Here is a 26764-nt window from a genome sequence, read left to right on the forward strand (position 1 = left end):
CAGCGCTAGCCGCTCCAACAATCAGCATTGGTAATGTCGACATCTTATCTACTTATAACAGGAAAAAAGTCGAGAGCACCGGAAAGAGAATTAACAGCGCCAGACGTATTAAGTCAGACACCACAAAGGGAGTTACCCCTTTAAAAATCTCCCCCAGCCCGACATGCGGCGCCATCGCTTTAATCACAAACACGTTCATCCCCACCGGCGGGGTCATCAGTCCCAGCTCAACGGTCAGTACGGTCAAAATACCGAACCATACCGGGTCGATACCCATCGCCTGAATAATCGGATAAACCACCGGTACGGTGATTACCAGCATGGCGATGGAGTCCATAAACATTCCCAGCACAAAGTAGAGCGCCAGAATGCACAGCACCACGACAATAGGAGTGAGATCCATGCCGTAAAGCAGGTCAGTGATAGAGAACGAAATGCGCGACACCGAGATGAAATACCCCAGCGTTTCTGCCCCTACCAGCATAAAGAAGACTACCGCAGACAGCGCCAACGTCTCCTGTACGCTGTGCCATAGCTGGGCACCACGCATGCCTTTTACCAGGGCGTAAATCAGGGTGGCGAATGCCCCGACACTTGCCCCCTCTGTGGGTGTAAAGGCACCAAAATAGATACCTAAAATCATCACCAGAAAAACGCCAAAGAACGGCACTAAGCCGGTCAACGAGAGCAGCTTCTCTTTCCAGGCAGTAGGTTCGCCCGCTACCGCCAGGGAGGGGCGTAGGTACATCACTACCGTAATGGTCAGAGAGTACATTACCAACCCTAGCAAGCCAGGAATCAGCCCCGCCATAAACATATCGCCAACGGACTGTTCGGTAAGAATGGCGTAGATAAGCAGTGCGATACTGGGCGGAATCATAATACCCAGTGTGCCGCCAGCAGCCAGCGCGCCGGTGGCTAAGCCACGGTTATAGCCGTAACGCTCCATCTCTGGTAACGCCACGCGGGTCATGGTGCTCGCCGTCGCCAGCGATGAACCGGAGATCGCGGAGAAAATGCCGCATGAGCCCACCGCGGCAATCGCCAGGCCGCCCTTCCAGCCCCCGCAAATAATACGCGTGGAATCAAATAGCTTACCCGCCATCCCCGAGTGGGCAGCCAGTACGCCCATTAAAATAAACATGGGCACGGCGCTGAAGCTGTAATTGGAAAGCACTTCGACCGGAACGGTTTTTAACTGTGCTACAGCCGCGTCCCAACTGATGATTTGAGCAAATCCCACCACCCCTACAATGAGCATGGTTAAGGCGACCGGTACACGCAGAATCATCAGTACCAATAAAAGCCCTAGCCCCATGGCACCGATTACTTCACTCCCCATGAGTCGCCTCCTCACCCGCCGCATAAATAACGCCTAACAAGGCGTGAATAAAGCTGCGTATTCCCAATAGCAAACTGAGCACCGCTGCCAACTGGTAAATCGGCCCCATGGGCAGTCGCAGATCTTGGGTTATTTCGCCGTGCCGACTGGCCGCTGCGGCCGAATCCAGCAAGCCCACAAATAGAATCAGCCCCAGCGCCGTAAAACCGAGGAAAAAGAGACCCTGTAAACGGTTCTTAATCGATTGCGGCAAGCCGTGAGAGAACGCCTCTACCACCACTTGGCTTTTTTCGACATTCGCCGCCATCGCCGCCAGTAGCGCGAACAGCATCAAATAGCTAACCAATTCCACGCTTCCTGACACGCGCAGAGCAATTGCGCCCTCCGTTACCCGGGAAAGATAGCGAGTGCTGACATCCGCAATGGTAACCGCCAGCAGGCCAATCAAAGCGACCCCGGCCACCAAGCGACAAACAAGGGCCAACCAATGGCTGGCCCGGTAAAAAGTAGACTGCATGACACATTACCCCTATTGGGCGCCACAAGACTCGCTAGCCGCCAACGCCGCCTGATAGACGTCGCGCGCCTGATCCAGACCGCGCTCTTCCAACTGCGTTAGGTAGTTCTCAATGCCCGTTTCCAGCGGCTCCTGCCAGTCAGGATGCTCTAACGGATTGGCAATTTCACGAATGGTATGGCCAGCGTCGGCCGCCTCTTGTTTACCTTCCACATCAAGCCGATCAAACACCGCACCGGCGTTTTCAGCCCATTTCATACCGGAGTTATTATCGATCACCGCCTGCTGTTCAGGGGACAGGCTGTCATAGCTACGCTGATTCATGGTGGCGACAAAGATCAACGTGTAGAACGGTACTTCGGTGTGATAGTTGACGAGTTCGTTGATACGGAAGCCTTTTAGGCCTTCCCAGGGGAAACTCAGGCCATCAATAACGCCGCGCTGCATGGAGGTATAAATATCGGGCGCAGGCATACCCACGGGGCTTGCGCCCATATTTTCCAGCATTTCACCCGCGACCGCAGTGGGACGACGAATGCGCAGCCCTTCGAGATCAGCAGGCGTTTGCACATCGGTGTCGATGGTATGAATACCGCCAGGCCCAGTGGTGAACATAAATAGCGGGCGAGTATCTTCGTATTCGCTATCTAAATGTCCATCATCAAAAAGCGTCTGAAGTACGCAAGCACCTTGCGTTGCCGTGCCCGCGACCCCGGGTAGTTCAACGATCTGTGAGAGCGGGAACCGGCCTGCCGTATACCCCTGCGCAGTGGCGCCAATATCGGCAATACCGTTGGCGGCGGCCTCATAAATGGAATCTGGTTTGGCTAAGGTACCCGCGGGAAACATTTGAATGGTTAAATCGCCATTGGACTCTTCGGCAATAGTGTCGGCCCATGCCTGCAAAACATCCTCATTAACGCCTGAAGGGCCAGGCCAAAAGTGGGCCATGCGTAGGGTGGTCTCTGCCTGAGCCGAGCTAACGGCAAGGCCTGCAATAGCAGCTGCCAACACGCACCGGGATAGGGACATTTTCATAGGAGTCTCCAGGACTTTCTTGGATTATTATAAGTTCGTATAGCGAATACTAGTTCGCTCTAAGTCACCACATTAGTCCACTATCAGGCGTAGAGCTAATCGACATTCGTCTATGTTTAAGCATAGCAACGCGACATTCTAACCCCATGCTTAGAGTCTCCAGTATTGCAGGCTAGAAGGCATTCTCAAAAAGGTACAATGGCATTAAAAAATTGGACTTTTCCAATATTCACTCGCCACTATGGTCGAATCGGCGACCAATAGGGCAATCAACGACCGTCTGAAGCACCCAGAAAAAAGCCGCCTTCAAATACACCCAGGCGGCTTCAGAGTGAAAAATACGATTACTTTGTCTGCTCGGTATACTTCTCTACCAATCGAGTCGCATCGTCATAAAGCAGTTGACCATCAAAGCCTCGGTTACCCATGTCGTCAATCCACTGAGCCGTGGCCGTCTCAGCTGCTGCCTGCCAGGGTGCCAGTGAATCTTGAGCGATGTAGAACATTTCACCCTCACCCGTCGCTTCAATAGCTTCAATCGCGGCTACTTCCGCTTGATCCATGACCTGGCCGATTCGTTGCGCCTCTTGAAGCCCCGCATTATCGTCGATTACCTGTTTCAGCTCTGGTGAAAGCGCATCGTAACTAGCTTGGTTTAAGGCCAGCACCATCATTGCCGTATATAAACCATGATCGCCCTCGAAAAAGGTGTGGTTCTGGGCAACATCCAGCACGCCCAAAGCCGCAGCGCTTTCAAAGGGCAATGTCAGGCCATCGATTACCCCGCGCGAAATTGCTTCTGGAATTTGCGGCATCGGCATACCCACCGCTTGCGCCCCCAGAAGCCCCAGATATCGATTCATGGTTTTCGAAGGGGCACGAATAGCCAGCCCATCCAGCTCATCAGCACTCTCAATCGCCACGTCTCGGGTATGGATTTTACCCGGCGTATGCGCGAATACGGCGATGGGGTAAACACCCTCGAAGGCGTCTTGCATATGCGTTGTCGCAAACTCATGGGCTGCCATGCTGGTGGCTTCCCCCGTTGTGGGCAGGAAGGGTTGATCGAATGCCTCGGATTCCGGGAAGCGATTAGGCGTATAGCTGAGCAAGGTCCAGGCAATATCCACCACCCCGTCCTTGGCTTGATCATAGAGCGATGGTGCTGAGCCCCCTAGTTGCATGGCAGGGAATATTTCCACCTTGATAGCCCCCTCGGACTGCTCTTCAATACGCTTAGCCCAAGGTTCCAAATACTCGGTCTGCACAGGCGTGGCCGGGGCAGCAAAATGGTGCAAACGCAGGGTCACCGTGTCCTGGGCGTAGCCACTACTGCTGAGGAGCATGCCAGTTAACAACGTGAGGCTGGCGAGTGTGGGTTTTATTGTCATTGTAGTAACCTCCTTACTTATAGCCTTATTAAAAGAAATAGTGTCAGGCGCTTATCTAAATAGGGTAATGGCGCGGGCCAAGCTGCATGGTCATCCAGCGTAGGTCGGTGAATTCCTCAATCCCGGCCTTACCGCCAAAGCGTCCATAGCCGCTTGATTTAACGCCGCCAAAGGGCATCTGTGGCTCATCGTGCACAGTGGGGGCGTTAATGTGGCAAATACCCGACTCAATGCGCTGTGCAAACTGCATTGCGCGGGCGGTGTCGCGGCTGAAGACGGCGGCCGAAAGACCATATTCGCTATCGTTTGCCACGCGCAGCGCTTCCTCTTCATCCTTAACACGCATCATCGCGACTACCGGGCCAAACGACTCTTCGCCATACAAACGCATCGCCTTAGTAACACCATCCACCACGGTAGGCTGCATAATGACGCCTTCGGCCTTGCCGCCACAGGCTAAGCGAGCGCCATGCTGTTGAGCGTCGTCAAGCAGGGTGTTGAGCTTCTCGCCCGATTCGCGGTTGATCAGCGTACCCAGCGCGTTACCTTCACCACGTGGATCGCCCGCGCGCAGCGTTTCCGCCTTGCGGGCCAGTTTTTCGACGAAGGCATCGGCGACCGCATCCACCACAATCAGTCGCTCGGTGGACATACAGATCTGACCCTGATTGAAGAAGGCGCCAAAGGCAGCGGCCTCTACGGCAGCATCCAGGTCGGCATCTTCAAGCACCACGAACGGCGCCTTGCCGCCAAGTTCCAGCAAAACCGGCTTAAGATGGCGCGCCGCTTTTTCGGCAATAATGCGCCCCACCGGAGTCGAGCCAGTGAAATTAATACGGCGCACGGCTTGGTGCTCAATCAAGGCCTCGACGACCTCGGCGGCCTGCGGGGGCGCATTGGTCACCACGTTAACGATGCCATCGCCCAGGCCCGCCTCAATCAGTACCTCCCCAATCAGGTGATGCGTCGCGGGACACTGTTCAGAGGCCTTAAGAATCACCGTATTACCACACGCCAGCGGCGTCGCAATGGCACGCGTGCCCAGAATAATCGGCGCGTTCCAGGGAGCTATCCCCACCACCACGCCGCAGGGAACCCGCACACCCATCGCTAAACTGCCGGGCACGTTAGAGGGAATTACTTCGCCGCCTACCTGCGTAGTCAACGACGCCGCCTCGCGCAGAATGCTGGCAGCGACCATGACGTTAAAGCCTGCCCAGCCTGGCGTAGCGCCGGTTTCATCTACCATGCGTTCGATAAAGTCGGCTTGCCGCGCCTCCATAATCTCTGCCGCCTTGAGCAGCTTGGCGCGCTTTTCGCCGGGGCCCGTCGCTGACCAGGCAGGGAATGCCTGTGCAGCCGCCTCAACCGCCCGAACCGCATCGCCAGCGGATGCCGCCGCGGCCTGGGTGACAACATCACCGGTGAGAGGGTTAGTTCGAGTAAAGGTCGCGCCTTGGTGAGCAGCACACTGCTCACTACCAATTAAAAGATTAAGATCCATGATCTGACTCTCCTCAAAAGGGTGGTCGAATATTGGTATAAAGCCCTTACCGCTGGTAGCTCTCCAACCCCGGCTTGATGCTCTTTTCATCGAGGAACTGTTTAAGCCCTTGGGCGCGACCCTGCTCAGGATCAAGCTGCTGCGCCTGATCGAGCTTGGCGTAGAGGTACTCTTCGTTCTGCTCCCAGGTCAGTTCGCGGCACATTTTGAAGCCGATCTTGGCAGCACGCAGCACAACGGGGTTCTTGTCACGCAGCGTAGCGGCCAACTCGCGGGTGGCTTCGCGTAGCTCGGTCAGCGGTACACTTTTATTAACCAGCCCCATTTTGGCTGCCTGGGGGCCGGTAAATGTTTCCCCGGTCATGATGTAGTAGAGCGCTTCCCGGTGGCCCACGGTATCGGCCATGGCTTTACTCACCAGGTTGCCGGGAGGGATACCCCAGTTGATTTCGGAGAGACCGAAAACCGACTCATCGGCGGCAATCGCCAAATCACAGGCCACCAGCGGCGAGAAAGCCCCGCCAAAGCACCAGCCATTGACCATGGCGATGGTGGGCTTGGCGTAGTGGCGCAGTAGCTTCCACTGCCAGGTAGAGGCGTCGCGGCGCACCTTGACCTGCACAATCTCGGGGCTGGCATCGATCTCGCGGAAGTACTCTTTGAGATCCATACCGGCCGAAAAGGATTCGCCTTCGCCGGTCAACACTAGTACATGAGCCTCTTGATCCAGCTCAATAGTCTCCAGCACATCGATCATTTCACGGTTAAGCGTTGGGCTCATGGCGTTGCGCTTTTCAGGGCGATTCAACGTCACCCAGGCAACGCCCTCTTCGACGTTAACTTTTACGGTTTGCCAGCGATCTTGGTAGTTACTCATCTCTTGCTCCTTGGGTTTATCAAACGGCTTATTCAAACGTTAATGTTTAAACGCCTACTCGGCGGTGAACTTGTCGATTAACTGTCGGGCGTCGTTATATAGCGCTTCACCATCGAGCCCTTTCTCTTCGGCATCGGCGATCCACTCATCAGCCACTTCCTGACCCACGGCTTGCCAACGGGCTGTCTCTTCACTATCCAGCTGGGTAATCGTGCCGGGCTGTTCGCCATCCTGAATGGCCTGGATCTGCACCTGGTCAGCGTCATCCATGATTTGACCTATTTTGCGGGCCTCTTGGATGCCGGAGTGAGCGTCGATAATCGCTTGTAGATCGGCGGGCAGCGCGTCATATTTACGCTGGTTCATGGCGACGATCATCATCGTGGTATAGAGCGCATGATCACCGCTGAAGACCGTATGTTCTGTCGTAATATCAGCTAACCCCATGGCGGTAATCGCTTCAAAAGGGATTACCGTTCCATCCAGCACTCCCCGTGATAACGCCTCCAGTGCCTGGGCAACGGGCATACCAATAGGCTCAGCACCCAACTTGGCTAGATAGCGATTCACCAACCGGCTAGGGCCACGCATCTTGAGCCCCTCTATGTCGTCGAGTGATTCAATACGTGTCTCTTTGGTGTGCAGTGCGCCAGGACTATGGGTATGGACGGCGATGGGGTAGACACCGGCTAACTCATCCTGCATGTACGTCATTGCATACTCATGGGCGGCCTGGCTTGTTGCCGCACCGGTGGTGGGTATAAACGGCAAGTCGAAGACCTCTGCCCTAGGGAAGCGACCAGCGTTATAGCCCAGCACCGTCCAGATAATATCCACCTGACCATCTTTCGCTTGGTCATAGAGCGACGGGGGCGTACCGCCCAGCTGCATTGAGGGGTAGAGCTCAACCTCCAAGCGCCCGTTGGACTCCTCCTCAATGGCCTCTTTCCAGGGAATAAAATACTCCTGGTGAACGGGCGCTGAAGATGGGAAGAAATGATGCAGCCTAAGCGTATACTCGGCCTCCTGGGCGCTGGCCTGCCCAACGCCCAAGACAAGAGGTATGGAGATGGCAAGGGCGAGTAAACGCTGGCGTAGCTTTGGGGTTGCTTGCTGTGTCATAAAAAGTACCTCGTTGTGTTTGTTATGTTTGCTGTGGCCAATGGCTAAACGACTGAGCACGGAGCCTTAATTCACCGCGAATAAATCAATCAAAACGTTCTCACGGGTACGCTCGGCAGCGCCGATAAAGATCGTGCGTGTTAGCCAGGCGTAGTCCGGGCTGGAGGTATAAAAGCGCGGCGTGGTGTGAAAGTAATACTCATTAGGAGCAACGGGCTCCCCGCGCTGAAGGCGCTGCATAACCTCAGCCGAACCATGCCGAAATCCGGTGTTCTCCACTTCGATGCGCTCGCCACTATCGGTTTCTAGAAAGTAGCGGGCATGCAGTTCGGCCACCCCATCGGTACGCAGGGTCTGCCAATCGCCACCGCCAGGCAGTACCACGCCCTTCAACCGTTCACCACACACTTGGCCGCCGGTGATGGCAATGAAGCGACGCTTGCCTTGAGCGTTTTCACCCAGCTCCAGCGGGGCATCGACGTCAACCGTTAAGCGCGCGATAAAAGCTGCTGTCGGCATTCGTTGAGTCGCGTCTTGGGACATGTCCAACTCCCTTGGTCAATTGATTAAGTAAACGAAGCCAAGCGAGATGGCGGGGAAGAGCACCAGCAAAATAATGCGAATAAGATCGGCCGCTAAAAAAGGCAGAATGCCTTTAAAGGTTTCCGTTAAGGGAATGCGGGGAGCCATGGAGTGGATAATGAAAATGTTCAGCCCTACCGGCGGCGTGATCATGCCGACCTCGACGACCACCAGCGCTAAGATGCCGAACCATATCGCCACATCGGTGGCGGGCATGCCGAAGTCCATCCCGGTGACGATGGGCAGAAAGATAGGCACGGTAAGCAGGATCATCGAGAGGCTGTCCATAAAGCAGCCAAGCACCAAATAACAGAACAGAATGCCCGCCAGAACCACCCAGGGACTGATCTCAAGCCCCACAATCCAACCAGCGGTAATCTGGGGTAGCTGAGTCAGAGCAAGGAAGCTATTGAAAACACTAGCGCCGAGCACGATGAAGAAGATCATCGCCGAGGTCACAGCGGTTTCAAGGACGCAGTCCCGCAGGCCGTTCCAACGCAGCCCGCCTCGCGTTATTGCCAGGGCACCGGTGGAGGCCGCACCGACGGCGGCGGCTTCGGTAGGCGTAAAGATGCCGGTATAGATGCCCCCAATCACCACGATAAAGATCGCCGCTCCTGGCCACACCTCCAGCAGCGAACGCCAGCGCTCACCGCGAGATGCTTTTGCCTTACTCGGCGCACTGTCAGGAAAAAATCGCACGTAAAGCGAGATGGCCAGCATATAACTGAACACCGCTAACAACCCCGGCACCAGGGCGGCGGCAAACATTTCGTTAATGTTCTGTTCGGCCAGGATGGCGTAGATAACCAGCACCACAGAGGGGGGAATCAAAATACCCAGGGTGCCGCCAGCTGCCAAGGCACCGGTCGCCAGGCTGCCGCGGTAGCCCTGGCGTTCCATCTCGGGCAGCGCTACCTGGGTCATGGTCGCGGCGGTCGCCAGCGAAGAACCACAAATGGCCCCAAACGCACCACAGGCGCCAATCGTGGACATCGCCAGCCCACCACGACGGTGGCCCAGCCAATCGTTGGCCGCCTGGAACATGGCTCGGGAGAGCCCCGCTCTCGCCGCGAACTGCCCCATAAGCAGGAACAGCGGAATGATGGATAGCGTATGGCTGGAAAAGTGCTCGTAAGGAAGTGACTTTAAGCCATTTAAAATGCCCATCGGGCCGGTGATCAGCATCATCCCTACGGCACCCACCACCAGCATGGCCAGGCCGATAGGAATACGCGTCGCCATCATGAACAGCAGCACCACAAAGCCGCTAGCGCCCAAAGTGAGAGGTGTCATCACAGGTCTCCTTGGGCGGAATTTTCTTTAACTTGAGCTTGAGTCGAATCGGGCTGTTGCGGGTTGTAAGTAAACGCATCGCAGGTGCGATACAAGCAGACAAGCGTCAACAGCGCGAAACCCACCAGGCCGCCGACATACCCCCACCAGAGCGGTATATCCAGCAGCATGCTGGTTTCCATATAGCGTCGTTTATCGAGCAAGCCGTGATAGAGGCGCCAGGTCATTAACCCTGCGACTACCAAAAAGAGCGTTTCGGCGACAACGGCGAGCAGGCGTTGAACCATGGCCGGCGCGTGCATGACCAGTAAATCCACCGTGACATGCCCACCGCGAAGATGGCAGTAAGGTAAAAACAGAAAAACGGCAATGGCAGTCCCCATTTCCACCAGCTCATAATCGCCAGTGATGGGGCCCACCCACGCCAGCATGGTTGTATCGCTTAACACTGGTGCACTGGCTACCCACCGGCCAAGAATGCTAACGACGGTGATGATAGCGAGTGCTGTGATCAATAATCCGCCGCTTATCGCGGCAACCCTACAGGGTATCTCAAGGCTACGGCGCATCAATGCAGTGCCGATTGTCGGTACCGTCGCTAAGCTGCTCATCGTTTCGTCTCTTGTTTTTGGAGTTCGCTGTATGGCTGAAACCTACCTTGCGCTATACACCGCGAGACCGTCACAACCAAACTAGTTACTTAATATAAGTAATTGTCTTTGAGAGAGCATGCAAGCGTTGCCGACAAAAATACGCCTAAAGTTTTATTCCTCGATGGTGTCCGCTGCGTATATTTTCACTAACAGAGATAGCAGCTGACGCCGTTCAATCTCACTAAGTGCTTGAGTTGCATTGATATCGCTCTGCTCAGCCAGCTCCTTTAGCTGTTCGGTTAAGGCTTCGCCTTTTTTGCTAAGAAAAATCCCGTGGGAGCGCTTATCTCGCTTACAGCGCACCCGCAAAGCCAGCCCTCTTTCCTCTAGATTATTAATTAAGCTAACGATTCTGGGCGGATCAATGTCCAGCACCTTGGCTAAATTGGTTTGAGTGATGCCAGGATAGCCTTCAATCACCACGAGCGAAGAGAACTGGGCAGGGCGTATCTCATGCTCCTGCATGGCCTCATTAAAATGTTTAAAAACAGCAAGCTGAGCCCTTCTCAAGGCGTAACCAAGGCGATTTTCAAGCACCAGACCGGCGACAGAAGTCGGCTCTTTTTCGTCAGGCTCAACTTGCTGAATAGACGTACCCTTTTTAGATATGGCCATGCGTTAATTCCTATCTCATTTAAATAATTACAACTATGGTCTTAAATCAGCATCCTAGCCAATCATCTAGTTAACAACTATAACTATATTCGCCAAGATGACAGCACACAACAAATCCAAGATTTTTCGCTATGGAGCTATTCATGTCACTCCCCCCTCCGCTGACTAACACCACCTTCCATGAGTACCGGCTACACGGGGGCGATGTTCCCAGTTATCCCAGCAGCATGACCCAGCGCCTAACCCATTGGGCAAGCGAAACACCACTGAGCCCCTTTTTAGCTGAGCGAGAAGAGGGCCGACACAGGTGGCGAACGCTAACCTTCGGCGAAGCAATGCCACAAGTGATCCGCCTGGCACAAGCACTGATTGATCATGGTCTGTCGACGGAGCGACCGCTGATGGTGCTGTCGGGAAATAGCATCGAACATGCTCTCCTTGCCTGTGCCGCCATGCATGTGGGTATTCCTTACGTGCCGGTGTCGCCCTCTTACGCCCTGCTGTCGGAAGATTTCGTTAAGCTGCAGCATGTGGTGGAACTGGTGACCCCAGGGATGCTATTTGTCGATGAGGAGGCGCGCTTTATCCGGGCACTGACGGCCGTTTGCGATGATGGCGTTACCTGTGTAGCCAAGATACCCGCGCAGCGAGCCCTGGCCTTTGATTCACTCGCCGCGGCGCCAGCGACTGCCGATGTGGAGAGTGCCCACGCCCGCGTAACGCCTGACACTATCGCCAAACTACTCTTTACCTCAGGGTCGACAGGGCTGCCCAAGGCAGTGATCAATACCCACCGCATGCTGTGTAGCAATCAAGCCATGCTAGCGAAACGGCTAAGCTTTCTAGAGCAGCACACCCCGGTGTTAGTCGACTGGCTACCCTGGCACCACACCTTCGGTGGCAATACCATTTTGGGGATGGCGATCCACAACGGGGGCGCTTTATATATTGATGATGGCAACCCCACCGCTCAAGGGGTGCAGCGAACCATCGAGAACCTACGCGAAGTGTCGCCCACGTTTTACTGCAATGTCCCCAAGGGGTTCGAGGCGCTGGTCGAGCATTTGCGCAACGATGACTCCCTGCGCGAGGCCTTTTTCCGCGATCTGGAAATGCTGCACTTCGGTGGTGCCGTGCTACCCGCCCATGTACGCGCTGCTCTGGAAGCGTTAGGCGAACAGACTCGCGGCACCCCCGTTCCCATGTTAACGGGCCTGGGCTCCACCGAAGCATGCCTGGCATTTTGCACCGAAGAACCCAGCGATACACCGGGACTGATCGGGAAGCCCGTGCCAGGCATGACGCTGAAGCTAGTGGCGACGGACGATAAATGGGAGGCGCGCCTTAAGGGCCTCAATATCACACCAGGCTACTGGCGCGACACACAGCGAACCAGTGAGGCGTTTGACCACGAAGGCTACTACCGCACCGGGGATGCTATGCGCCTAATTGACCCCGACCACCCCGAGCGTGGGCTAATCTTTGATGGCCGACTAAGCGAGAACTTCAAGCTGGTGACCGGCACCTGGGTCAATGTGGGCACCCTGCGCCTGCAACTTGTGGAACACTTCGCCCCGCTGGTACAGGACATCGTGGTAGTCGGCGAAGGGCGCGACTACCTGACGGGCATCGTCGTGTTGAACCTGCCTGCCTGTGAACATCAGTTTGGCAAAGCGAAGCCCACCCTTGACGCTCTGGCCACAGACGCCAGCCTGCATCAGTGGTTCGCCCAACGCCTGGCGACCCACTGCCGCGGCCAGTCAAGCTCCATGCGTTTAGAGCACCTATTACTGCTCGATCAACCACTTTCCGTTGATCGTGGCGAACTGACCGATAAGGGCTCGGTGAATCAGCGCCTAGTTCGCGAGCGCTACTCGGATCTCGTGGCTTGTCTCTATGCTGAGCCACCCCACGATCCACGCATCATCCTACCCTCGACTAACTCAGCGTCTTAATAGCGGGACTTTTTAACATCAAGACAGCAGCCATTACCACTGGAGCGCATGGGCGGCCCTATGCCGCTCGCTACGCTATTCTGGGAGAATAACTATGACACGCGGGCACTACACGGCATTTGAGGATACCCATTTAGTTGCCGCTGTACGCACACCGTTCACCGACCTGAACGGTGCGCTGGGGGCGATCTCGCCCACTGACCTGGGCATCAAGGTCGCCAAGGAAGTGCTCAACGTGAGCGGTGTGGCACCGACAGACGTTGATTCAGTGATCGCTGGATCCGTGGCCCAAGCGAGTTTCGATGCCTATTTACTTCCTCGTCATATTGGGTTGTATGCGGGCGTCCCCCAGGAGGTTCCTGCCCTGCACGCGCAGCGCGTCTGCGGCACCGGCTTTGAACTGTTGAAACAAGCCGCGGAACAGATTGCGCTCGGACAAGCCAGGTGCGTGCTGTGTGTCGGCACGGAATCCATGACCCGCAACCCGATTGCAGCCTACACGCATCGCGGCGGATTCAGGCTTGGCGCACCGGTGGCCTTCAAAGACTTCCTATGGGAGGCGCTAATGGATCCGGCACCCAATGTATCGATGATTCAGACCGCCGAAACCTTAGCGCAGCGCTACGTCATCACTCGCGAGCAGGTAGATGCCTACGCCGAGCGCAGCTTCTCCCTAGCGGTCGAAGCCCAATCGCAAGGTGTCCTCTCTGCGGATATCATTGCGGTTGGAAACGAAACCTTCTCCCTCGCCGGCTATAGCGATAGGCGCATTCAGCTACCGCGTAAAATCATCCGCGTAGACCAGGATACCCATATTCGGCCTTCGCCTCGGCAGGTGTTGAGTCAATTATCGCCGGTATACGATGGGGGCCTTCAAACGGCAGGTAACAGCGCCGCCGTTGTCGACGGCGCAGCAGCAGCGCTGGTGATGGCAGGTTCGCACGCAGCCAAGTCATCTCTGGCGCGCCTCTGCGCCACGGCCGTGGTTGGCGTAGCGCCCGAAATCATGGGTATCGGGCCCGCCCCCGCCATTCGGCTACTGCTAGAATGCAGCGGCCTCACTCTCAATGATATCGACCGCCTCGAAATCAACGAGGCTCAGGGTGCACAGGTGCTCGCAGTCGCCCGTGAGCTGGATCTCGACCTAACCAAGCTCAACGTTCATGGCGGAGCTATCGCCATTGGCCACCCATTGGCCGCAACGGGTTTGCGGCTAGCAATGTCCTTGGCCCGACAACTCAAGCGAGATGGCTTGCGCTATGGCATAGCAGCAGCTTGCATTGGCGGCGGTCAAGGCATGGCCATTCTGCTTGAGCACTCAGCCGAATAAACCGCTCGTTCACGTCTTTAATCTACTCCCTTTTGTGCCTGCCTGAGGAAGCACTCTCTTCCATACGTGACCCAAAAAAGGCTGGCAAAGCGCCAGCCTAAAACGTGATCGAAACAGCGGTAAATCACTTACACATCCACATCACTGCAAAACGTAGAACGCTAGAACTGGAAGGTGGCACTCGCCTGGAGGCGACTCGCATCATTGGAGACCCCATTCACCTGTTCGATATCCGCATGCTGGTACTCAAGACCGACTGACATGCGCTCGGTAACATCCCAAATCACATTGGCAAACCCATAGTCGAGCGTTTCGAAATGGTCGCCATAGCCTGCGGGTAGGTCTTGCTCAAGACGCGAAACGCCCACAGAGCTGAACCAGCTATCCGTCCAGTAGTGATTCAGCGAGAGACCAAACGCCCGGGTTTCAATAGCTTCAAGACTGTTACCCTGCACATAGACGTCAGGTGCGTTACGGTGACCTACGTTGCCAGGGTTACCCATATAGTTACCGATACCCTCACCGAAGGTGGCACTGCCGCGCAAACTGGTGGAGGCATTAAAGGGCAAATTAAACTGCGCCTGCACCCCATAGCCAGTGACTTCGTCATCAATGGTATTGGTGATGTTATTGGTCGAAAGTTGACGCGCTATCCCCGATAGCGCAAATAAACGCTTATATTCGTAGCGCAGCGTCAAATCTGGAAGCTGACTCTCCCCATCGGCCACTGAAGCATCATTGCGGGCAATAACCGTAGTGGGGTTTTCCAATGCAACCGAGAAACTCCCTTCCCCAACAGGCTGCGTATAGCGCAACTGAGCCTGCCGCTCGAAGGCGTAGCCCTTAGGATCCCCTAGTGCCAGGGTGCGTGTGCCGCCCACGAAGCTCATAAAATTTGACCACGTTTGCCCAGCGAGAAAACCGTTCAGTTCGCCATACGCATGGCGCAGCCCGAACTTACCATCGGGCACAAAATGCCCTTCGAAGTAAGTGGTTAAACGCCCATAGTCAGTGGCGGTGTGGGTGCGGAAATTCAGGCGGGACTCATAGGCCGTAAAGCTGGTTCGACCATCGGTTCGATTGCCTGGGTTCATAACGGCATAAGGATCCGTTGATGTGCCCAGGTCGTAGTCGAAGTCGTAAAACGCATCGAGCTTAACGTACCCACCAAAAGCGATATCGGTTTTGGTGCCTGGAATATTAATCGTTGAGCGATGATTCCAGGGTGGGCCGACTCGGCTTGGCTCACCGGTCACGACAGGCTGTCCGGCTTCTACAACATCAAACGCATGGGCCTGGGCAGCAAGCGCACAGGGAGCGAGAAGGGCGCATGCAACAAAGTGGTTAATTTTCATTGTTTGTCTCTGCTTTTGGTCGTAGTGGCTAGTTGTAATTGTTCTCAATGCGAACTCTGATCCGCACTACGTACTAAAGCTGCAAAAAAAACCTCCATCTGTCAATTACATTGGAGGATATGCATCGCACTAATAATACAAGATACTGAATATAAACAATTTTATTAAGTTAATACTTTGGTTTAATTACACAATATAACTAAATTATCAGGTATTTTTATTCCGAATCGGCCAGGAGCTCAGGGTATCGCAGCCCGATCAGAGCATGCTCGCGCATCAGCATTTCTGCCCTCGCCCCCTCTCCCCGTTTAAGTGACTGAAATATAAGCTCATGATGAAACTGTGCTATCTGCAGCTTTTTAAACTCTCGCTCTAAATCATCGCTATCAATAATGATTGAGTCGGCGGCAGCGAAGGGCAGGTGATTATTTCTTGCAATAGCATCCGCCACGACACCGCTACCGATAGAATGAATAATAATGCCGTGGAAATGAGCATTAAGCTCACTCCATTGATTGATATCGGACTCTACAAGATATCCTTTGGCGATTAGCTTTTTCCCTTTTTGGATCCAAAACATCAATTCCTTATCGACACTAAACGGCAGCCCTTGCTCCGCCAGATGCCGAGCGGCCAGCCCCTCCAGCACCCCACGAACCTCAACCGCGCAGTGCACGTCTGCTTGGGTAAATTCACGCACCATAAACCCGCGTTTGCCCGCCTGCTGCAGCAACCCCTCCTGCTCCAGAGTGCGAAAAGCCAGCCTTACCGGCGTTCGCGACACACTCAACTGCTCCGCAACCGCGACTTCACCAAGCCGCTCCCCTGGAGCGTATGCACCCTCACTGATCAATTTACGCAGCCTACTGACGACACTTTTATCGTTGTTACTCATTTATTTTTCTCTCATATCAACACTGTGTTGCTATTCATTGACGAGCTCTACGAAAGTATAGGTTGACTGCAAAAACCTTCCTAGCCTTTACTTTGGATCCAATAATCATAATTACAACACTAAACCAAAAAGGAGTTAACCGTGACTCAACAAACACCCTTTCCAATGAACACTTGGTACGTCGCCTGCACCCCTGATGAGCTTACCGAAAAGCCACTCGGGCGAACTATTTGCAACAAGCAACTAGTTTTCTTCCGTGGTGACGAAAACCGCGTGGCCGCCGTGGAGGATTTCTGCCCCCACCGTGGCGCGCCACTTTCCCTGGGCTTTGTACGTGATGGCAAGCTGGTTTGCGGCTACCACGGCCTTGAAATGAACTGCAGCGGCAAATGCGACAGCATGCCCGGCCAGCGGGTTCGAGGTTTTCCAAGCAATCGCGCCTACCCCGTTGAAGAACGCCACGGCTTTATCTGGATCTGGCCCGGAGACCCCGATAAAGCTGACGCCGACCTGATTCCCGAGCTGCACTGGGCCAACAACCCCGATTGGGCTTATGGCGGCGGCCTCTACCATATTCAGTGTGAATATCGCCTGATGATCGACAACCTCATGGATCTTACCCATGAGACCTATGTGCATGCCTCCAGCATTGGCCAGCCAGAAATAGAGGAAGCCGCACCGGAAACGGCGGTTAACGGTAGCGAAGTGATCACCAGCCGCGAGATGGAGAATATCTCTGCACCGCCTTTCTGGCAGGCCGCCCTTAGGGGGAACGGGCTTGCCGACGACGTCCCTGTAGACCGCTGGCAGATCTGCCGCTTTACCCCTCCCAGCCATGTCTTAATCGAAGTCGGCGTGGCCCACGCGGGCAATGGCGGCGCTAAAGCACCGGCGGATGTGAGAGCGTCCAGCATCGTGGTCGACTTTATCACTCCTGAGAGCGACACCTCTATCTGGTACTTCTGGGGAATGGCCCGCAACTTCAAGCCAGAAGACCAGGCGCTCACCGACAAGATCCGCGAGGGCCAGGGAAAGATCTTCGAAGAAGACCTTGAGATGCTCGAGGCACAGCAGCGTAACCTACTTCGCTATCCCGACCGCCAACTGTTGAAGCTCAATATCGACGGCGGCGGCGTACAAGCGCGCCGCATTATTGATCGCATCTTAAAAGAGGAGCAGGCCGAGCAACCCCAGGAGGCAACGGCATGAGCCACCCCTCTCTATCGCTTATTGTCGAGGTAAAAGCTCGCCATGAGGAGGCGCTTGGCATTGCCACCTTTGAACTTGCCGACCCGCATGGTCGACCGCTGCCCCCCTTTAGCGCTGGCGCCCACATTGACGTGCAGGTGAAAGAGGGGGTAATCCGGCAATACTCGCTGTGCAACCACTCTGAAGAGCGGGATCGCTACTTGATCGGCGTTTTGCGTGATGAGGCCTCCAGAGGAGGCTCCATCGCCATGCACGATGAGGTTCAAGAGGGTGACCTCTTACTCATTAGCGCCCCTAAAAATCACTTCCCGCTCAAGCCAGCTAAACGAACTTATCTGCTGGCGGGTGGGATTGGTATAACCCCATTGCTGTGCATGGCAGAGCGTTTAGCGCGCACTGAGGCAGACTTCGAGCTGCACTACTGTGCGCGCTCCGCCGAGCGCATGGCCTTTCGCGAACGTATCAAGACATCAAGTTTTGCCGATAGAGCGCACTTCTACCTGGACGACGACACCGCGGCCCCAACTCTCGACCTGGAAGAATTGCTTAGTGAGCCAGAGGCTGACGCCCTGGTCTACGTCTGCGGCCCTAGCGGATTTATTAACGCCGTCCTTTCCACCGGCAAGCAGTGTGGCTGGTCAGCCAACCAACTTCACACCGAGTACTTTGCAGGCGCGGAAACAGCCAGCGAAGACGACGGCAGTTTCGAGGTGCGTATCGCCAGCAGCGGCGCTGCCTTTACCGTGCCCGCCGACAAAACGGTTTACCAAGTGCTGGCTGAAAACGGCATCGACATCATGGTGTCCTGCGAGCAGGGGGTCTGTGGCACCTGCCTCACCCGTGTGCTCGAAGGCGAACCCGACCATCGGGATTTATACCTGGATGACGATGAGCACGCGGCCAACGACCAGTTCACGCCCTGCTGCTCCAGAGCCAAGAGCAAAACCCTTGTGTTGGATCTTTAAATAAACATAAAAACAGTTACAAAAACGTACCCCGTTGACTAGCCATCAGGATAACGACAATGAATAAAATACCCACACATCTAGCCAAGGCGACTCTATTTGGCGTGTTCGCCGTTTCATTCGCGGCCCCCGCCGTGGAAGCCAGTACCACACTTCGAGTGGCGCACGTTTGGCCGGGTGGCTCAATGATAGATCGTGAGCTGTTTCAAGCCTGGGCTGAAAGCGTCGAGAAGGCGTCAGATGGGCAGCTGACAGTAGAAGTTTTTCCCAGCCAGACGCTAGCGAAATCGGCTCAAACCTACGAAAGTGCTGTCAGCGGTATCGCCGATATTGGCGCCTCTGCCCAAGGTTATACGGCGGGCCGCTTTCCCCTCACGCAAGTCGTCGAGCTACCGGGCGTGTCATCCAGCGCCCGCCAAGGAGCCTGCATACTCCAGTCGCTTTACGATCAGGGATACTTTGAACAGGAGTACGCCGACACGCGCCCTCTGTTCTTGTTCACTACCGGCCCAGGTTATCTGCATACCAAAGATCAGCTGATTGAAACACCAGCTGATCTTGAGGGCCTTCGCCTACGCCGCCCCACGCCGGTGGTGGGCGATATGTTCGAGCGCCTTGGCGCACAAGCGGTGGGTATGCCAGCGCCGGATGTGTTTACCTCCATGCAGCGTGGTGTCGTCGACGGTCTCAGTTTCAACTGGGAAGGCATGAAGACCTTCCGGCTGAATGAACTGGCGCAGTACCACACCGAAGTCCCCCTGTATGACCTTTCCCTGTTCGCCACCATGAGCCAGCGCAGCTACGACAGCCTGCCAGCCGATTTGCAGCAGGTGATTGATGACCACAGCGGCTTGGAGTGGTCGCTTCGCGCGGCGGAGGTTTACGACGAGATGATACGCCAAGGCCGTGAAGAAGCCGTCGAAGCCGGACATGAGTTCGTCGTCATCGAAGACGCGCTCGAAGATCCTGAATGGGGCCCTGTGTTGCAGCAAACCATTGATGATTACTTAGATGACATTGGCGGCTCTGCCAACGACATCTACAAAGCCGCGATGGATTTACAGCAAAGCTGCTCGGCTTAGGTTAAGAAATAGAAGTAACCATCGCTATCGACATACTATAAAGGCAACCGATTGGCTGCCTTTATAGCTGTGTTAAAAACCCTGCATGCTCAGATCAAAAATCAAAAAACACCGTCTCGCCTTCGCCCTGCAGGCGGATATCAAAGCGATAACGCACCTTACCATCGACCTCTTCGCGCTTGGCGATCAGGGTCTGGCGGCGTGCCGGTGATTCGATGCGCGTGAGCACCGGGCACTGGGCGTTCGCTTCTGTCTCGTCGTCAAAATAGAGCCGCGTTTGCAGGTGGATATTCACACCCCGGGCAAACAGCGTCAGGTTAATATGCGGCGCCATTAAATGCCCGCTGGGGTGCTTCACCGCACCGGGCTTGAGGGTGGTCAACGACCACTCGCTGCCGTGATCAAACGTCGTCGCGGTGCGGCCAAAGCTATTGAACGGTTTGCTAAGGTCGTAATCGGCTTGGTAGTCACCGTTAGCATCGGCCTGCCACGCCTCAATAAAGGCATCGCGCACCAGATCGCCGTTGCCGTCGATGACAATGCCGACCACTTCGATATGCTCACCCTCGGCGTCAGGCTTGGCCATCTCATTCCAGATCTCTTCGTCCCGCACGGGATTACCGGCAGCGGCCAGGGCAAGACCAATATGCACGTAGGGGCCCGCGGTTTGCGAGGCGGTTTCCCGCAGCATCAGGTCGCTGGTCGGCTGGCTATTAGGCTGATTCATGATTTATCCCCTGCCCTTATTGGTTTTCGAAGAAGGTTTGCAGCTCACCGCGCACCACCACATCAAAACGATAGGCAAGGAAGTCCATCGGCTTACTGTGGGCCATATCCAGCCGTCCAATCATCGTCTCAACCGCGAGCGGGTCTTTCAGTGTATGCACGATCGGGCAAAGCGGGATCAGCGGGTCGCCTTCAAAGTACATCTGAGTGATTAACCGGGTGGAGATTGAAGGACCAGTTACCGAGACGTGAATATGCGCAGGCCGCCAGCTATTCATATCATTCGGCCAGGGATAAGGGCCAGGCTTGATAGTACGGAAGCGGTAAAAGCCCTGGTCATCGGTCAAGCAGCGGCCAACGCCACCGAAGTTGGGATCTAACGGTGCTAGGTACTTGTCGTTTTTATGCCGGTAGCGCCCGCCCGCATTGGCCTGCCACATTTCTACCAGGGTGTGCGGTATTGGCTTGCCAAACTGGTCGACGACTCGGCCAAACATCATAATCCGCTCGCCCTGGGGTAACCCGCCCAGGCTCGCATCCTGGCGGAAGTTTAGCAGCAGGTCATTATCGTGGGGGCCCATGCGCAGGTGGCTAAAATCCGGGCCGGTCAGTTCAGACACTGTCGGTTGCTGCATACTTACCAGCGCCTGCTGGGGGGAACGCGCTACCGAGGTTTTATAGCCCGGCGCATAGGCGGGCGGATGCCAGTTGCGGTCGCGTGCCACAAAGCGTTTGTTATCGTGGGTCATCGCCCTTACCTCTTATCAATTATGTTGATTCGCTACTCGCCCCAGCCAAGCTCTTTGGCGAGGGCAAAGGCGTGATTGGCAGCCGGAACGCCGCCGTAAATCGCCACATGCATCAGCACTTGGCGCAGCTCAGCCTGGGTTAGGCCAATCCGCTTGGCGGTTTTCAAGTGCAGCGTTAGCTCTTCACGGCCAAGCGCGGCGAGAATGCCGGTGGTGATCATGCTGCGCTCACGCCGCGTGAGATCATCATTGCTCCACAGCTCGCCCCAGGCTAAGCGGGTAATCATCTGCTGGAAGGGAGCATCCAGGCTGTTGGCGTTGGCGGTGGAGCGCGCCACATGCTCCTCGCCCAATACTTGTTTGCGGGTCTCAAGACCGGTGGCGTAAGCCACACCGTGGTTCGCCACATCGCCTAAATCAGCCGCCAATACGGCGAGTAGTTTTTCAGCAAATAGCCCTGGGGCTTCTACCGCAGGCACATGACCCACACCGTCAAATATCTCCAAAGGTGCGCCGTCGAGTTCCGCAGACAGGGCTTCCAACGTTGCGGGCGGCGTGGCCATATCCTCACTGCCGCCAAATAGCTGCACTTTGGCCTGCTTAGCAGCTAATTTGCCAGTGAAGGTATCTCGGCCAAGCATTTCGCACAGTTGGGCGTAGGACTCATCGTCACCACGGCCCATCTGGGTGCACCAGCCTGCTTTCAGCGCGGGGCTTGCCTCAAAGGCCGCGGGAGCAAACCAGCGCGGCACGATCTCTTGGGACATCGCCGCCAAGCCTTCTTGACGCACCCGCCCTGCGCGAGTGTTCCAGAGATCCGGGTTGCCGATCACCGCGCCAGTGTTGGTCAACGTGACTGAGAGTAGGCGTTCGCTATGCTCGGCTATCAACTGCTGGCCTACAACGCCACCGATTGAAGTCCCGGCAAAGTGGAAGCGCTGTGCGCCCGCAAGTTCCACCAATGCCAAGGCCTCGGCGGCTAGGTCTGGGGGAGTGATTTGTTCACCGCTTACCGCTTGACTGGCACCGTGGCCAGGCAGATCCCAGGTCAATACCCGGTAACGAGACAGCAGCGCGGGAATCACGTCATCCCACACCGCTTGGCTCATGCCCAGGGGGTGCGCCAGCACCACCAGAGGATTGCTTTCAGCGCCGAGCAGCCGGTAGGCCACGCTGCGGCCATTGATTGTGTGAAATGCCATAAAGCCTCCGTTAAACCCGCTCAATCAGCGTTGCGATACCTTGGCCAACACCTACACACATGGTGCACAGCGCGTAGCGCTTGCCGCTGTTTTGCAGCTCATGAGCAGCGGTCATTAACAGACGCGCACCGGACATGCCCAGCGGGTGACCCAGGGCAATCGCGCCGCCGTTAGGATTCACTCGGGGGTCGTCGTCTTTAAGGCCGAGGTCGCGCATACAGGCCAGCGCCTGGGCGGCAAAGGCCTCGTTAAACTCAAACACATCGATATCGTCCATGGCGATACCGGTGCGCTTAAGCAGTTTCTGCACCGCCGGTACCGGGCCATAGCCCATAATGCGCGGCTCTACGCCTGCGGTCGCCATGCCGATGATTTTCGCCATCGGTTTAAGACCGTGCTGTTTAACCGCCGCTTCGCTGGCCACCAACATCGCCGCCGCGCCGTCGTTAACGCCCGAGGCGTTGCCTGCGGTCACGCTGCCGCCTTCACGGAAGGGCGTAGGCAAACCTGCCAGTTTATCGAGAGTGGTCTCCCGTAAATGCTCATCCTGATCAAAGATTAGTGGATCCTGTTTGCGGCGGGGAATCTCAATGGCAGTGATCTCTTGGGCAAAGCGCCCAGCCTTTTGAGCGGCCGCGGCTTTCTGCTGGGAGCGCAGGGCAAAAGCGTCCTGATCTTCCCGCGAGATAGCGAACTGCTCGGCGACGTTTTCTGCCGTTTCCGGCATGGAATCAATGCCGTAGGTTTTCTTCATCAGCGGGTTGACCAAGCGCCAACCAATGGTGGTGTCTTCAATTTTTTGCCCGCGGGCGAAGGCGCTGTCGGCCTTGCCCATCACATAGGGCGCACGTGACATGGACTCCACGCCACCTGCCAGTGCCAGCTCCATCTCACCGGCTTTAATGGCGCGAAACGCCGTGCCGACGGCGTCCATACCTGAGCCGCAGAGGCGGTTCATGGTGGTGCCAGGTACCGAGGTCGGGATGCCCGCCAGCAGCGACGACATACGCGCCACGTTGCGGTTATCTTCACCGGCCTGGTTGGCGCAGCCCATAAACACCTCTTCGATGGCGGCTGGGTCAAGATTCGGCACTTCGGCTAATACGGCTTTAAAGATTGTCGCGGCGAAATCATCCGGGCGCACGCTGGCCAGGGTGCCGCCAAAGCGGCCTACTGCGGTGCGGCGGGGATGACATAAATAAACGTCACTCATAGCAAACTCCTTATTCGCCCGCGTGGGCCCGCTCGGTGCGGGCTTTGAGCTCGCGCAAAATCGTCAGCTCGTTTTCGCTGGGCTCTGGGGTGCTCTCAAGCTGCTCGGCAAAGCGGATTTCCCAGCCGGTCGCGTCAATAACGTCTTCGCGGGTAACGCCAGGGTGCAGCGATACCACCACCAGCTCTTTAGTCTCCGGATCAGGCTTCATCACGCACAGGTCGGTAATCACCCGGGTGGGGCCTTTGCCGATATTGGGCACGTTGTCGCGGCCTTTGCCGTCGCGGCCAAAGCCTAGCGTGGTGACAAAGTCGACATCTTTCACAAAGGCCCGCTTGGAGTGCTTCAAGGTGATAAACACTTCACCGGCATTGGTGGCAATTTCCGGCGCGCCGCCGCCGCCCGGTAGGCGCACCTTAGGCGCTTTGTAATCGCCGATCAGCGTGGTGTTAAGGTTAGCAAAGCGGTCGATTTGCGCGGTGCCTAAAAAGCCCACGCTCACTTTGCCGCCCTGTAGCCAGTAGCGGAACATTTCGGGCACTGCCACGGTGGTCAGCGCTGACTCACACAGCTCACCATCGCCGATGGAGAGCGGCAGCGTATCGGGCTTGGTTTGCAGCGTGCCGGACTCATAAATCAGCACCACATCAGGGGCGTGAGTCAGCCGCGCCAGGTTGGCGGCTTCCGAGGGCAGGCCGATGCCCACAAAGCAGGTCATGCCATTTTCAAGTGCCCGCGCAGCGGTCACCGACATCATTTCAGAAGAGGTATATTCCAGATTCATTAGGCTTTCTCCCCTGCATGATGTTGGGCAACGTTAAAGACGTTGTCATCGAGCCACTGGGTGAAGGTGTCGCGGTCGCGAGCAATCGCATCCCACTCTTTATAAAAGCGGTTGCTGCGGCCGTAGTAGCCGTGGGTGTAGGAAGGCAGCGCGCCTTTCTCCGCTACCGCAACGGCGCTGATGGCCCAGCTAGGAATCACGCAGGCGTTGGGGGTAGCCCCCAGGTCATCAACAATCTCTTCCACCGTGACAATACTATGCTTGGCGGCGAGTACGGCTTCCTTCTGTACGCCAACAATGCCTTCTACCAGTACATTGCCTTGGCGATCCGCGCGCTGGGCGTGAATGATCGAGACATCCGGGCGCACTGAGGGCACTGCGGCTAAGCGCTCGCCGGTAAAGGGGCACTCGATGAATTTGATTTGATCGTTAACGCTGGGCAGTTCGCTACCGATGTAGCCGCGAAAAACCGCCAGCGGTAACCCCGCGGCGCCCGCTTCAAAGGCGCAGGCCATCGCCGCGTGGCTATGCTCAAGAATCTCGATCTGGCGCGGCCAGCCCTTCTCAACCGCATCGCGCAGGCGGTGCAGCGAGCCCACTCCGGGGTTACCGCCCCAAGAGAAGATGACTTTTTTCGCGCAGCCTGCACCAATCATTTGATCGTAGATGATATCGGGGGTCATGCGGATCAGGGTCAGGTCGCGCTTTTTCTGGCGGATCACTTCGTGACCAGCAGCAAACGGAATCAGGTGGGTAAAACCTTCCATGGCCACGGTGGCGCCGTCTTCGACGTAGCGCGCTACCGCGTCATGCAAGCTGAGAAACTCGGCCATGATGGGTGCCTCTTAACGGTTAGCAGGATGTTCGTTAAGCGAACATAGATCCTCTATACGAACAATCTACTGCTGAACGTTATTGGGGTCAAACGCATCGACGACCACCAAACGCCCCTGCCGAGCCCACTACCCACTCCAAAGCTGAACATAACGTTTTGTTTTTAAATAGGGTTACTGCGCTTCCAGCCATTTTTTGCCACGCGTTACCTGGGCTGCGCTGCTACCAAGGTATAAAGCAGGGTCACAGGCATTACACAGCGCATCAGGGTCTACGGTTCCTTTCACATCAGGATGCTCGGCAAGCACCTCTGAATAGGGGCGTGCTTCCCGGCGTGCGGTCTCTGCCGCTTCCGCGCTAATCGCTTTGGCTCTCTCAACGCCTAGTTTAGGCGCCAGCAAACGTGCGACAGGCTCGGCCATAATGCCACCGCCGGTAGCGGCTAAGTTGCGCTGCATTTTTTCGGGATAGACCTCAAGCCCTTCGAGCAGCACGGCCACTTGCTCCAAGGCACCCTCCACCAGCAGAGCACTCTCCATTAGCGGTGCCCACTCCGCATGCCACTCACCTAACCCGCGCTCAAGGGGCTGGGCGGCAGCGTTGATCAACACGCTCGCATGCCCATGCACTTGCCGAGCGGCGCCGCGAATCAGCGCGCAGCGCACCGGGTTACGCTTATGCGGCATGGAGGAAGACTCGCCCATTCCCGGCGCCGAGGGTTCCGCCACTTCGCCGACTTCGGTTTGGGTGAGCAGCGACACATCCAGGGCGATTTTTTCAGCGGCCCCCGCGACGGCATCTAACGCCGTGCCAAGGGCATGAATGGGGTAGCGGTCGGTATGCCAGGGCAGCACTGGCACCGCCAATCCTAGCCGCGCAGCCAAGGCGTCCATCCACTCAAGCCCTAGAGTGTCCCAGCCCGAGTGCACGCCCACCGCGCCACCAAACTGAACGGGCAGTTCCACCTCACCCAAACGGCGGCGGCTCTGCTCCAAGCCGATTGCCCAGTGGGCCACCTTCACCCCAAAAGTAATGGGGAGTGCCTGCTGCATTAACGTTCGACCCACCATGGGCGTATCAGCGTGAGCGTTCATCAACGTGAGCGCCGCTGAACGGCAGCGCACCAACAGTTCATCCAGCGCTGCCAAGCGTGGTTTAAGTAGGAGCATCAGCGCGGAGTCGACGACATCCTGGCTGGTCGCCCCTTGATGCCAGTAACGCTTGATGTCATCGGAAAGCAGCGAGCGGCTCTGCTTTACAAACGGAATCGCCACATTGCCACCGCTGGCAATGCCCGCCGCGATCTCTTCGTTATTGAAAGCCGCATTTTCCAACTGTTCGTGCATTTGCTGGCTAACCCCAGCAGGTACCGCGCCGCTGGTTTCCTGTACCTCGGCCAGGGCTAATTCAAAGGCCAGCATGGCATTCACCATGGCGTCATCGTCACACTCAGCGACGGCGCGCTGGCTCATAAAAGGATGCTTTAAAAATCCAGCAGGCATGGGCGTTACGCCTCCTATTAACGTTG

Annotated in this window: 25 protein-coding genes; 5 read left to right on the forward strand and 20 right to left on the reverse strand. The window is 56.2% G+C overall.

Going from position 1 to position 26764, the window contains the following annotated elements:
* Positions 1-52: 52 nt before the first annotated feature.
* From U738_RS15475 to U738_RS15525, 11 genes are all read right to left on the reverse strand, one after another.
* Positions 53-1342, reverse strand: coding sequence for a TRAP transporter large permease (locus U738_RS15475; protein WP_035582129.1), 1290 nt, complete (start codon positions 1340-1342; stop codon positions 53-55).
* A complete protein-coding gene (locus U738_RS15480; protein WP_035582130.1) occupies positions 1332-1859 on the reverse strand; it encodes a TRAP transporter small permease in 528 nt (175 codons plus the stop codon). Before U738_RS15480 ends, U738_RS15475 begins: the two co-directional genes overlap by 11 nt.
* Before the next feature lie 12 nt (positions 1860-1871).
* On the reverse strand, positions 1872-2897 hold the full coding sequence (locus U738_RS15485; RefSeq protein WP_035582132.1) for a TRAP transporter substrate-binding protein: 1026 nt from the start codon (positions 2895-2897) through the stop codon (positions 1872-1874).
* A gap of 344 nt (positions 2898-3241) precedes the next feature.
* Positions 3242-4288 carry a TRAP transporter substrate-binding protein gene (locus U738_RS15490; protein WP_035582134.1) on the reverse strand — a complete coding sequence of 349 codons (1047 nt, stop codon included), beginning with the start codon at positions 4286-4288 and terminating at the stop codon, positions 3242-3244.
* Positions 4289-4343: 55 nt separating this feature from the next.
* Positions 4344-5792 (reverse strand): aldehyde dehydrogenase, encoded by a 1449-nt coding sequence (locus tag U738_RS15495; protein WP_172821646.1) that lies wholly within the window; start codon positions 5790-5792, stop codon positions 4344-4346.
* Between the two features lie 46 nt (positions 5793-5838).
* Positions 5839-6669: a p-hydroxycinnamoyl CoA hydratase/lyase gene (locus tag U738_RS15500; RefSeq protein ID WP_035582137.1), complete on the reverse strand. Its 831-nt coding sequence runs from the start codon at positions 6667-6669 to the stop codon at positions 5839-5841.
* A gap of 54 nt (positions 6670-6723) precedes the next feature.
* The gene (locus tag U738_RS15505) at positions 6724-7791 is read right to left on the reverse strand and encodes a TRAP transporter substrate-binding protein (protein WP_035582140.1); all 1068 of its coding nucleotides are present in this window, start codon (positions 7789-7791) and stop codon (positions 6724-6726) included.
* 66 nt (positions 7792-7857) lie between these two features.
* Positions 7858-8334 (reverse strand): DUF3237 domain-containing protein, encoded by a 477-nt coding sequence (locus U738_RS15510; RefSeq protein ID WP_035582143.1) that lies wholly within the window; start codon positions 8332-8334, stop codon positions 7858-7860.
* Positions 8335-8349: 15 nt separating this feature from the next.
* The gene (locus tag U738_RS15515; protein ID WP_035582146.1) at positions 8350-9669 is read right to left on the reverse strand and encodes a TRAP transporter large permease; all 1320 of its coding nucleotides are present in this window, start codon (positions 9667-9669) and stop codon (positions 8350-8352) included.
* On the reverse strand, positions 9669-10280 hold the full coding sequence (locus tag U738_RS15520) for a TRAP transporter small permease (protein ID WP_081899117.1): 612 nt from the start codon (positions 10278-10280) through the stop codon (positions 9669-9671). The genes U738_RS15515 and U738_RS15520 overlap by 1 nt, the downstream gene beginning before the upstream one ends.
* Before the next feature lie 153 nt (positions 10281-10433).
* Entirely contained in the window at positions 10434-10937 is a 504-nt protein-coding gene (locus tag U738_RS15525) for a MarR family winged helix-turn-helix transcriptional regulator (protein WP_035582148.1), read from the reverse strand.
* Positions 10938-11080: 143 nt separating this feature from the next.
* Between U738_RS15525 and U738_RS15530 the strand changes: the two genes are divergently transcribed.
* Positions 11081-12892, forward strand: coding sequence for a feruloyl-CoA synthase (locus U738_RS15530; RefSeq protein WP_231896779.1), 1812 nt, complete (start codon positions 11081-11083; stop codon positions 12890-12892).
* A 94-nt stretch (positions 12893-12986) separates the two neighbouring features.
* Positions 12987-14222, forward strand: coding sequence for a thiolase family protein (locus U738_RS15535; RefSeq protein ID WP_035582150.1), 1236 nt, complete (start codon positions 12987-12989; stop codon positions 14220-14222).
* Positions 14223-14383: 161 nt separating this feature from the next.
* Here U738_RS15535 and U738_RS15540 read toward each other — a convergent pair whose 3' ends face one another.
* Positions 14384-15577, reverse strand: a complete 1194-nt coding sequence (locus U738_RS15540; RefSeq protein ID WP_035582152.1) for a DcaP family trimeric outer membrane transporter — start codon at positions 15575-15577, stop codon at positions 14384-14386.
* Positions 15578-15794: 217 nt separating this feature from the next.
* The gene (locus tag U738_RS15545) at positions 15795-16472 is read right to left on the reverse strand and encodes a GntR family transcriptional regulator (protein ID WP_035582156.1); all 678 of its coding nucleotides are present in this window, start codon (positions 16470-16472) and stop codon (positions 15795-15797) included.
* Between the two features lie 141 nt (positions 16473-16613).
* On the opposite strand from U738_RS15545, the gene U738_RS15550 reads away from it, so the two are divergent.
* The 3 genes from U738_RS15550 to U738_RS15560 are packed head-to-tail and all read left to right on the forward strand — an operon-like array spanning position 16614 to position 19728.
* Complete coding sequence (locus U738_RS15550) at positions 16614-17681, forward strand: aromatic ring-hydroxylating dioxygenase subunit alpha (protein ID WP_235208656.1); 1068 nt, start codon at positions 16614-16616, stop codon at positions 17679-17681.
* Complete coding sequence (locus U738_RS15555; protein WP_035582161.1) at positions 17678-18646, forward strand: PDR/VanB family oxidoreductase; 969 nt, start codon at positions 17678-17680, stop codon at positions 18644-18646. The genes U738_RS15550 and U738_RS15555 overlap by 4 nt, the downstream gene beginning before the upstream one ends.
* Positions 18647-18705: 59 nt before the next feature.
* On the forward strand, positions 18706-19728 hold the full coding sequence (locus tag U738_RS15560; RefSeq protein WP_035582162.1) for a TRAP transporter substrate-binding protein: 1023 nt from the start codon (positions 18706-18708) through the stop codon (positions 19726-19728).
* A 94-nt stretch (positions 19729-19822) separates the two neighbouring features.
* On the opposite strand, the gene pcaG is transcribed toward U738_RS15560, so the two are convergent.
* The 7 genes from pcaG to U738_RS15595 form a co-directional block, all read right to left on the reverse strand.
* Positions 19823-20455 carry a protocatechuate 3,4-dioxygenase subunit alpha gene (gene pcaG / locus U738_RS15565; protein WP_172821645.1) on the reverse strand — a complete coding sequence of 211 codons (633 nt, stop codon included), beginning with the start codon at positions 20453-20455 and terminating at the stop codon, positions 19823-19825.
* Positions 20456-20471: 16 nt separating this feature from the next.
* Entirely contained in the window at positions 20472-21203 is a 732-nt protein-coding gene (gene pcaH / locus U738_RS15570) for a protocatechuate 3,4-dioxygenase subunit beta (RefSeq protein ID WP_035582164.1), read from the reverse strand.
* 32 nt (positions 21204-21235) lie between these two features.
* The gene (locus U738_RS15575) at positions 21236-22405 is read right to left on the reverse strand and encodes an alpha/beta fold hydrolase (protein WP_035582168.1); all 1170 of its coding nucleotides are present in this window, start codon (positions 22403-22405) and stop codon (positions 21236-21238) included.
* A gap of 10 nt (positions 22406-22415) precedes the next feature.
* Positions 22416-23618, reverse strand: coding sequence for a 3-oxoadipyl-CoA thiolase (gene pcaF / locus U738_RS15580; RefSeq protein ID WP_035582170.1), 1203 nt, complete (start codon positions 23616-23618; stop codon positions 22416-22418).
* A 10-nt stretch (positions 23619-23628) separates the two neighbouring features.
* Entirely contained in the window at positions 23629-24402 is a 774-nt protein-coding gene (locus tag U738_RS15585; protein WP_035582173.1) for a CoA-transferase subunit beta, read from the reverse strand.
* The gene (locus U738_RS15590; protein ID WP_035582176.1) at positions 24402-25235 is read right to left on the reverse strand and encodes a CoA transferase subunit A; all 834 of its coding nucleotides are present in this window, start codon (positions 25233-25235) and stop codon (positions 24402-24404) included. Before U738_RS15590 ends, U738_RS15585 begins: the two co-directional genes overlap by 1 nt.
* A 174-nt stretch (positions 25236-25409) precedes the next feature.
* Complete coding sequence (locus U738_RS15595) at positions 25410-26708, reverse strand: class-II fumarase/aspartase family protein (RefSeq protein ID WP_327050259.1); 1299 nt, start codon at positions 26706-26708, stop codon at positions 25410-25412.
* Between the last annotated feature and the right edge of the window lie 56 nt (positions 26709-26764).

This window comes from Halomonas sp. TG39a (genome assembly GCF_000744395.1).
GTDB lineage: Bacteria > Pseudomonadota > Gammaproteobacteria > Pseudomonadales > Halomonadaceae > Vreelandella > Vreelandella ventosae_B.

Bases quoted from the DNA above. Each gene is read 5' to 3' on its own strand.
- pcaF (WP_035582170.1), bottom strand. From the start codon at position 23,618: ATGAGTGACGTTTATTTATGTCATCCCCGCCGCACCGCAGTAGGCCGC.
- U738_RS15490 (WP_035582134.1), bottom strand. From the start codon at position 4,288: ATGACAATAAAACCCACACTCGCCAGCCTCACGTTGTTAACTGGCATG.
- U738_RS15505 (WP_035582140.1), bottom strand. From the start codon at position 7,791: ATGACACAGCAAGCAACCCCAAAGCTACGCCAGCGTTTACTCGCCCTT.
- U738_RS15520 (WP_081899117.1), bottom strand. From the start codon at position 10,280: ATGAGCAGCTTAGCGACGGTACCGACAATCGGCACTGCATTGATGCGC.
- U738_RS15575 (WP_035582168.1), bottom strand. From the start codon at position 22,405: ATGGCATTTCACACAATCAATGGCCGCAGCGTGGCCTACCGGCTGCTC.
- U738_RS15590 (WP_035582176.1), bottom strand. From the start codon at position 25,235: ATGGCCGAGTTTCTCAGCTTGCATGACGCGGTAGCGCGCTACGTCGAA.
- pcaG (WP_172821645.1), bottom strand. From the start codon at position 20,455: ATGAATCAGCCTAATAGCCAGCCGACCAGCGACCTGATGCTGCGGGAA.
- U738_RS15540 (WP_035582152.1), bottom strand. From the start codon at position 15,577: ATGAAAATTAACCACTTTGTTGCATGCGCCCTTCTCGCTCCCTGTGCG.
- U738_RS15595 (WP_327050259.1), bottom strand. From the start codon at position 26,708: ATGAGCCAGCGCGCCGTCGCTGAGTGTGACGATGACGCCATGGTGAAT.
- U738_RS15480 (WP_035582130.1), bottom strand. From the start codon at position 1,859: ATGCAGTCTACTTTTTACCGGGCCAGCCATTGGTTGGCCCTTGTTTGT.
- U738_RS15555 (WP_035582161.1), top strand. From the start codon at position 17,678: ATGAGCCACCCCTCTCTATCGCTTATTGTCGAGGTAAAAGCTCGCCAT.
- U738_RS15535 (WP_035582150.1), top strand. From the start codon at position 12,987: ATGACACGCGGGCACTACACGGCATTTGAGGATACCCATTTAGTTGCC.
- U738_RS15475 (WP_035582129.1), bottom strand. From the start codon at position 1,342: ATGGGGAGTGAAGTAATCGGTGCCATGGGGCTAGGGCTTTTATTGGTA.
- pcaH (WP_035582164.1), bottom strand. From the start codon at position 21,203: ATGACCCACGATAACAAACGCTTTGTGGCACGCGACCGCAACTGGCAT.
- U738_RS15510 (WP_035582143.1), bottom strand. From the start codon at position 8,334: ATGTCCCAAGACGCGACTCAACGAATGCCGACAGCAGCTTTTATCGCG.
- U738_RS15500 (WP_035582137.1), bottom strand. From the start codon at position 6,669: ATGAGTAACTACCAAGATCGCTGGCAAACCGTAAAAGTTAACGTCGAA.
- U738_RS15530 (WP_231896779.1), top strand. From the start codon at position 11,081: ATGTCACTCCCCCCTCCGCTGACTAACACCACCTTCCATGAGTACCGG.
- U738_RS15585 (WP_035582173.1), bottom strand. From the start codon at position 24,402: ATGAATCTGGAATATACCTCTTCTGAAATGATGTCGGTGACCGCTGCG.
- U738_RS15545 (WP_035582156.1), bottom strand. From the start codon at position 16,472: ATGAGTAACAACGATAAAAGTGTCGTCAGTAGGCTGCGTAAATTGATC.
- U738_RS15495 (WP_172821646.1), bottom strand. From the start codon at position 5,792: ATGGATCTTAATCTTTTAATTGGTAGTGAGCAGTGTGCTGCTCACCAA.
- U738_RS15515 (WP_035582146.1), bottom strand. From the start codon at position 9,669: ATGACACCTCTCACTTTGGGCGCTAGCGGCTTTGTGGTGCTGCTGTTC.
- U738_RS15560 (WP_035582162.1), top strand. From the start codon at position 18,706: ATGAATAAAATACCCACACATCTAGCCAAGGCGACTCTATTTGGCGTG.
- U738_RS15485 (WP_035582132.1), bottom strand. From the start codon at position 2,897: ATGAAAATGTCCCTATCCCGGTGCGTGTTGGCAGCTGCTATTGCAGGC.
- U738_RS15525 (WP_035582148.1), bottom strand. From the start codon at position 10,937: ATGGCCATATCTAAAAAGGGTACGTCTATTCAGCAAGTTGAGCCTGAC.